General features: G+C 70.0%; 5 protein-coding genes. 3 read left to right on the top strand and 2 right to left on the bottom strand.

Annotated features, from left to right (window positions below):
* The first annotated feature begins 255 nt into the window (after window positions 1–255).
* Together C1I98_RS34950 and ilvA are read left to right on the top strand one after the other, a co-directional pair.
* Window positions 256–558 (top strand): hypothetical protein, encoded by a 303-nt coding sequence (locus C1I98_RS34950; RefSeq protein ID WP_111171595.1) that lies wholly within the window; start codon window positions 256–258, stop codon window positions 556–558.
* Window positions 555–1,769, top strand: a complete 1,215-nt coding sequence (gene ilvA / locus C1I98_RS34945) for a threonine ammonia-lyase (RefSeq protein WP_111171594.1) — start codon at window positions 555–557, stop codon at window positions 1,767–1,769. The genes C1I98_RS34950 and ilvA overlap by 4 nt, the downstream gene beginning before the upstream one ends.
* 1 nt (window position 1,770) lies before the next feature.
* Here the strand turns inward: ilvA and C1I98_RS34940 are convergent, their stop codons facing one another.
* Together C1I98_RS34940 and hppD are read right to left on the bottom strand one after the other, a co-directional pair.
* Window positions 1,771–3,213: a M1 family metallopeptidase gene (locus tag C1I98_RS34940; protein ID WP_111171593.1), complete on the bottom strand. Its 1,443-nt coding sequence runs from the start codon at window positions 3,211–3,213 to the stop codon at window positions 1,771–1,773.
* Window positions 3,214–3,312: 99 nt separating this feature from the next.
* On the bottom strand, window positions 3,313–4,413 hold the full coding sequence (hppD, locus tag C1I98_RS34935; RefSeq protein ID WP_111171592.1) for a 4-hydroxyphenylpyruvate dioxygenase: 1,101 nt from the start codon (window positions 4,411–4,413) through the stop codon (window positions 3,313–3,315).
* A 104-nt stretch (window positions 4,414–4,517) separates the two neighbouring features.
* On the opposite strand from hppD, the gene C1I98_RS34930 reads away from it, so the two are divergent.
* Window positions 4,518–5,003: an Lrp/AsnC family transcriptional regulator gene (locus tag C1I98_RS34930; RefSeq protein WP_111171591.1), complete on the top strand. Its 486-nt coding sequence runs from the start codon at window positions 4,518–4,520 to the stop codon at window positions 5,001–5,003.
* Window positions 5,004–5,047 lie beyond the last annotated feature (44 nt).

Genomic DNA, 5,047 nt, shown 5'->3' with positions numbered 1-5,047 from the left:
GCCCTGTAAGGCCCCGCCTCCGGCGGGCAATGGCCTTCGCTTCGCTCAGCCCGTCCTTCCTAGGACCGGGCTTCGCCCGGTATCACGCTCAGGTATCTCCCTGGTGCCGGGCTCCTGTACGGCGGAGCTTAGTAGACCCCGCCCGCCGTGCTCAGTCACGCCCCGGTGCCCGGTGTTTCGCATACGCCCTGGCCACCCGCCGTTCCAAGCACCAGCTGAACCGGCGTCCAAGGGGGGCGGCGCCTCGCCCAGGAGATGCTGGAGATCGCCGACCCCTACACACTGCCCAAGCTGAAGTCGATCGTCGGAAGCATCCGGGGCCATGAGACCGGACGGCATCACCCCAGCGCCGACGTGTATCGCCCACTGTACGCCCGGATCATCGTCACCACGATCGAGCTGGTCGTCCACCAGATCACCGCGGCGCACGACTCGACCGAGCAGCCCATCGCCCGGGCCCGCTTCGAGGACGAACTGGTCGCGATGTTCACCCGCTACCTGACCGCCGCCCCGCCCGCCATGAACGGCACAAGCGCGCATGGGACACTGACGGTATGACCGACCCGCAGGTGACGTATGACGACGTTGTCGCCGCCAGGGAGTTGCTGGCCGATGTCGTGGTGGAGACACCGGTGTTGCACTCGCGCATCCTGTCCGAGGCGGTCGGCGGCCCGGTCCACCTGAAATGTGAGAACCTCCAGCGGGCCGGGTCGTTCAAGGTGCGCGGGGCGTATGTGCGGATCGCGCGGCTGACCGACGAGGAGAAGGCCAGGGGAGTGGTCGCGGCCAGCGCCGGCAACCACGCCCAGGGGGTGGCGCTCGGGGCCGGGCTGGTCGGGGCCAAGTCCACCGTCTACATGCCCGAGGGCGCGCCGCTGCCCAAGGTGGCCGCCACCCGCGCCTACGGGGCCGACGTCGTGTTCGCCGGGCAGACCGTCGATGTGGCGCTGGAGGCGGCCAGGGAGCACGCCGAGCAGACCGGGGCGGTGTTCATCCACCCTTTCGACCACCCCGACGTGGTGGCCGGGCAGGGCACCATCGGGCTGGAGATCATCGAGCAACTGCCCGAGGTCGGCACGATCGTGGTGCCGGTCGGCGGCGGCGGGCTGGCCGCCGGGATGGCGCTGGCGGTCAAGTCGCTGCGGCCCGGGGTGCGGATCGTGGGGGTGCAGGCCGAGCGGGCCGCCGCGTTCCCGGCCTCGCTGGCCGCCGGGCGGCCGGTGATGGTCGAGCCCGCCTCCACGGTGGCCGACGGGATCGCCGTCGGACGGCCCGGTGACCTGCCCTTCGAGCTGATCCACTACCTGGTGGACAGGGTGGTGACGGTCACCGAGGAGGAGCTGTCCCAGGCGCTGGTGCTGATGCTGGAACGCGGCAAGCTGGTCGTCGAGCCCGCCGGCGTGGCCGGGGTGGCGGCGCTGCTGGCCCGGCCGCACGCCTTCGAGCCGCCCGTGGTCGCCCTGCTGTCCGGCGGCAACATCGACCCGCTGCTGCTGGCCAAGGTACTCCGGCACGGCCTGGCCGCCGCCGGCCGGTACCTGGCCTTCCGCATCCGCCTGGCCGACCGCCCGGGCGCGCTGGCCACCCTGCTGGGCAGGCTGGCCGACCTCGGCGCCAACGTGCTCGACGTGGTACACGAGCGGGTCGGCGTGCGGCTGCACCTGGACGAGGTCGAGGTGCTGCTGCAACTGGAGACCAAGGGCCCGGGCCACTGCGAGGAGGTACTGGGCGCGCTGCGCCGGGACGGCTACAAGCTGATCTTCGGCTGAGTCACCAACTGGCAGGCCGCTGCGGGGTGAACAGCCACGCCTGGAACAGCCCGTCGAGTTGCTTGCCCGACCGCTCCTCCGCCATCGCGATGAACTCGTCGGTGGTCACCGCGCCGTACTTGTACCGGGCGGTGTAGGCGCGCAGCAGGTCGAAGAACGTCTTGTCGCCGATCCGCTGCCGCAGCGCGTGCAGGGTCATCCCGCCGCGCGTGTAGACCGAGTTGTTGAACAGGTCGTCAGGTCTGGCCTTGCCCGGAGGGTACTCCCACATCGGGCTCTCCAGGCTGCCGTAGTGGCGCTGGAAGATCTGCTCGGCGGTCTCCTCGCCCTTGTGCTCCGACCACAGCCACTCGGCGTAGGTGGCGAACCCCTCGTTCAGCCACAGCTCCTGCCAGCGCTTGATGCTCAGGCTGTTGCCGAACCACTGGTGGGCCAGCTCGTGCGCGATGATCCCCTCGTCGGGGTCGAACCCCCCGTACATCGGCTTGGTCTGGTTCTCCAGCGCGTAACCGGCCGCGTAGTCGTCCACGACGCCGCCCGTCGAACCGAACGGGTAGGGCCCGAACACCGTGCTCCAGTAGTCGGTGATCTTCCCGGAGAGCGTGTAGAGGTCGTTCAGGGCGGAGGCGTACTCGGGGTCGGCGGCGGCCAGGTTGGGCAGGCCCGCCGCGGTACGGCCCTCGCGTAGCTGGAACTTGCCGAGCGTCATCGTGGCCAGGTAGGTGACCATCGGGTGCCGCTCCCGCCACACGAACGTGGTCTTGCCGCCGGACTCCCGCGGCCGGCCCGCCATCTCGCCGTTGGCCAGCGCGGTCACGCCCTTGGGGACGGTGATCTCGAAGTCGAAGGTGGCCTTGTCGGCCGGGTGGTCGTTGGCCGGGAACCACGTCTTCGCGCCGTTGGGCTGGCAGGTCACGAACGCGCCGTCGGCGGTCGGGATGAACCCGTAGACGCCCAGGTTGTCGGCGTCGCGGATCGGCTCGGGCCGCCCGCCGTACGCCACCCGGACCGCGAACGGCCGGCCCGCCGCCAGCGTCTTCGCGGGGGTGACGGTCAGCTCGTGGCCCTCCCTGCTGAAGGCCGCGGGCGCGCCGTCCACCTTGATCGTGCGCACGTCGAGCCCGGTCAGGTCGAGGTTGAACCGCGAGAGGTCCTGGAGGGCCGTGGCGTCGATGGACGCCACGGCGTCCAGCCGCTTGGCGGCCGGCTCGTAGCCGAGCTTCAGCCGGTAGTGCCGGACGTCGTAGCCGCCGTTGCCGTCCTTGGGGAAGTCGGGGTCGCCGATGCCGGCCGCCCCCGCCGTGCCCGGGGCGGTCGACGCCGGCTTGGAACTCGGCCCCGCCCCGCCGTCCCCGCTTTCGCCGCTGGAGGCCGTGCAGGCGGTGGAGGCGATCAAACTGAAAATCGTCGTGGACGCCAGAGCGAGCCGGCCGATGTCGCGCATGGACCTCTTTTCCCGGGTGCCGATGGCCCGGGGATGAGCCCCGGGCCGTTGAGTGGCAGCCTACGGGAGGTGCGCCGATGGCTCGCAGTGACGCGCCCGTCACAGATTGCCGCGCAGCTCCTGCTCGCGCTCGATGGCCTCGAACAGGGCCTTGAAGTTGCCCTTGCCGAACCCGCTCGACCCGTGCCGCTCGATCAGCTCGAAGAAGACCGTGGGACGGTCCTGGACCGGCTTGGTGAAGATCTGGAGCAGGTAGCCGTCCTCGTCGCGGTCGACCAGGATGCGGCGCTCGCGCAGTTCCTCGACGGGCACGCGGACCTCGCCGATGCGGGCGCGCAGCTCGGGGTCTTCGTAGTAGGAGTCGGGGGTGTCCAGGAACTCGACGCCGGCGGCCCGCATGTGGTCCACCGCCGCCAGGATGTCGCCGGTGGTCAGCGCGATGTGCTGGACCCCGGGCCCGCCGTAGAACTCCAGGTACTCGTCGATCTGTGACTTGCGCTTGGAGACCGCGGGCTCGTTCAGCGGGAACTTGACCTTCCTGGTGCCGTCCGCGACGACCTTGGACATCAGCGCCGAGTAGTCGGTGGCGATGTCGTCGCCGATGAACTCCGCCATGTTGGTGAAGCCCATGACGCGGTGGTAGAACTCGACCCACTCGTCCATCCGGCCGAGCTCGACGTTGCCGACGCAGTGGTCGACCGCCTCGAAGTACGGCGCGGCGCGCGGGGCGACGATGGGCTCGGCGGCGACGTAGCCCGGCAGGTACGGGCCGCTGTACTCGGCGCGGCCGACCAGGGTGTGGCGGGTGTCGCCGTAGGTCGCGATGGCCGCCAGGGTCACCTTCCCATCCTCGTCGGAGATCGTGTACGGCTCCACCAGGCCGGTCGCGCCCTTGGAGACCGCGTGCCGGTAGGCGGCCTCGACGTCGGGCACGTCCAAGGCGAGGTCGATCACTCCGTCGCCGTGCTCGGCGACGTGCTTGGCCAGGTCGGTGCCCGCGCGTACCGGAGCGCGCAGCTCGAAGCGGGCGGTGCCCGAGGTCAGCACGTAGGCGGTCTCGTCCCTGCTGCCGTTCTCAGGTCCCCGATACGCCTCTAGGCGCATCCCGAAAGCGGTCGAGTAGTAGTGGGCGGCCTGCTTCGCGTTGCCGACGGCGAAGACGACGGAGTCCATGCCGTTCACGGGAAAGTTGTCGCTCATAGCAGCCACTGTCGATTTCACTGGCCTGGTTGCGCAACACTTACTTGAATCAGTGGACAATGTGCTCAATGTACGGCACATGACGGCAAGGAACGCTGTGCACCATGACGATCGACGCACTCGACGCGCGGATCATCGCCCTGTTCGCCGCCGAGCCGAAACTGGGCGTGCTGGAGTGCTCCCGGCGGCTCGGAGTGGCCCGGGGGACGGTCCAGGCCCGGCTGGACCGGATGGCCGCCCGCGGGGTCATCACCGGCTTCGGCCCGGAGGTGAGCCCGGCGGCGCTCGGCTATGTGGTGACCGCCTTCGTGACGCTCCAGATCCGGCAGATCGGCGGGCGCGCCTCGGTGGCCGACCGGCTGGCGGCGATCCCCGAAGTGCTCGAAGCGCACACCATCACCGGCAGCGGTGACATGCTGTGCCGGGTGGTGGCGCGCGGCAACGCCGACCTGCAACGCGTCATCGACCTCATCGTGGAGGTGGGGGGCGTGGTCCGGACCTCCTCGGTGATCGCGCTTGACACCCCGATTCCGCACCGGGTGATGCCGTTGGTGACCGATGCCCCCCGGCATGGCGCCACGGGGACGTAAAGTCATGGGGGTAAGGCACGGGCATTGTTATAGATCATTTACCC

This window comes from Spongiactinospora gelatinilytica, from assembly GCF_003236385.1.
Taxonomy (GTDB): Bacteria; Actinomycetota; Actinomycetes; order Streptosporangiales; family Streptosporangiaceae; genus Spongiactinospora; species Spongiactinospora gelatinilytica.
This window is presented reverse-complemented; position numbering and strand designations above follow the sequence as displayed.

Excerpts from the sequence above, each read along its gene's own strand:
- ilvA (WP_111171594.1), top strand. The coding sequence starts at position 555 with ATGACCGACCCGCAGGTGACGTATGACGACGTTGTCGCCGCCAGGGAG.
- C1I98_RS34940 (WP_111171593.1), bottom strand. The coding sequence starts at position 3,213 with ATGCGCGACATCGGCCGGCTCGCTCTGGCGTCCACGACGATTTTCAGT.
- C1I98_RS34930 (WP_111171591.1), top strand. The coding sequence starts at position 4,518 with ATGACGATCGACGCACTCGACGCGCGGATCATCGCCCTGTTCGCCGCC.
- C1I98_RS34950 (WP_111171595.1), top strand. The coding sequence starts at position 256 with ATGCTGGAGATCGCCGACCCCTACACACTGCCCAAGCTGAAGTCGATC.
- hppD (WP_111171592.1), bottom strand. The coding sequence starts at position 4,413 with ATGAGCGACAACTTTCCCGTGAACGGCATGGACTCCGTCGTCTTCGCC.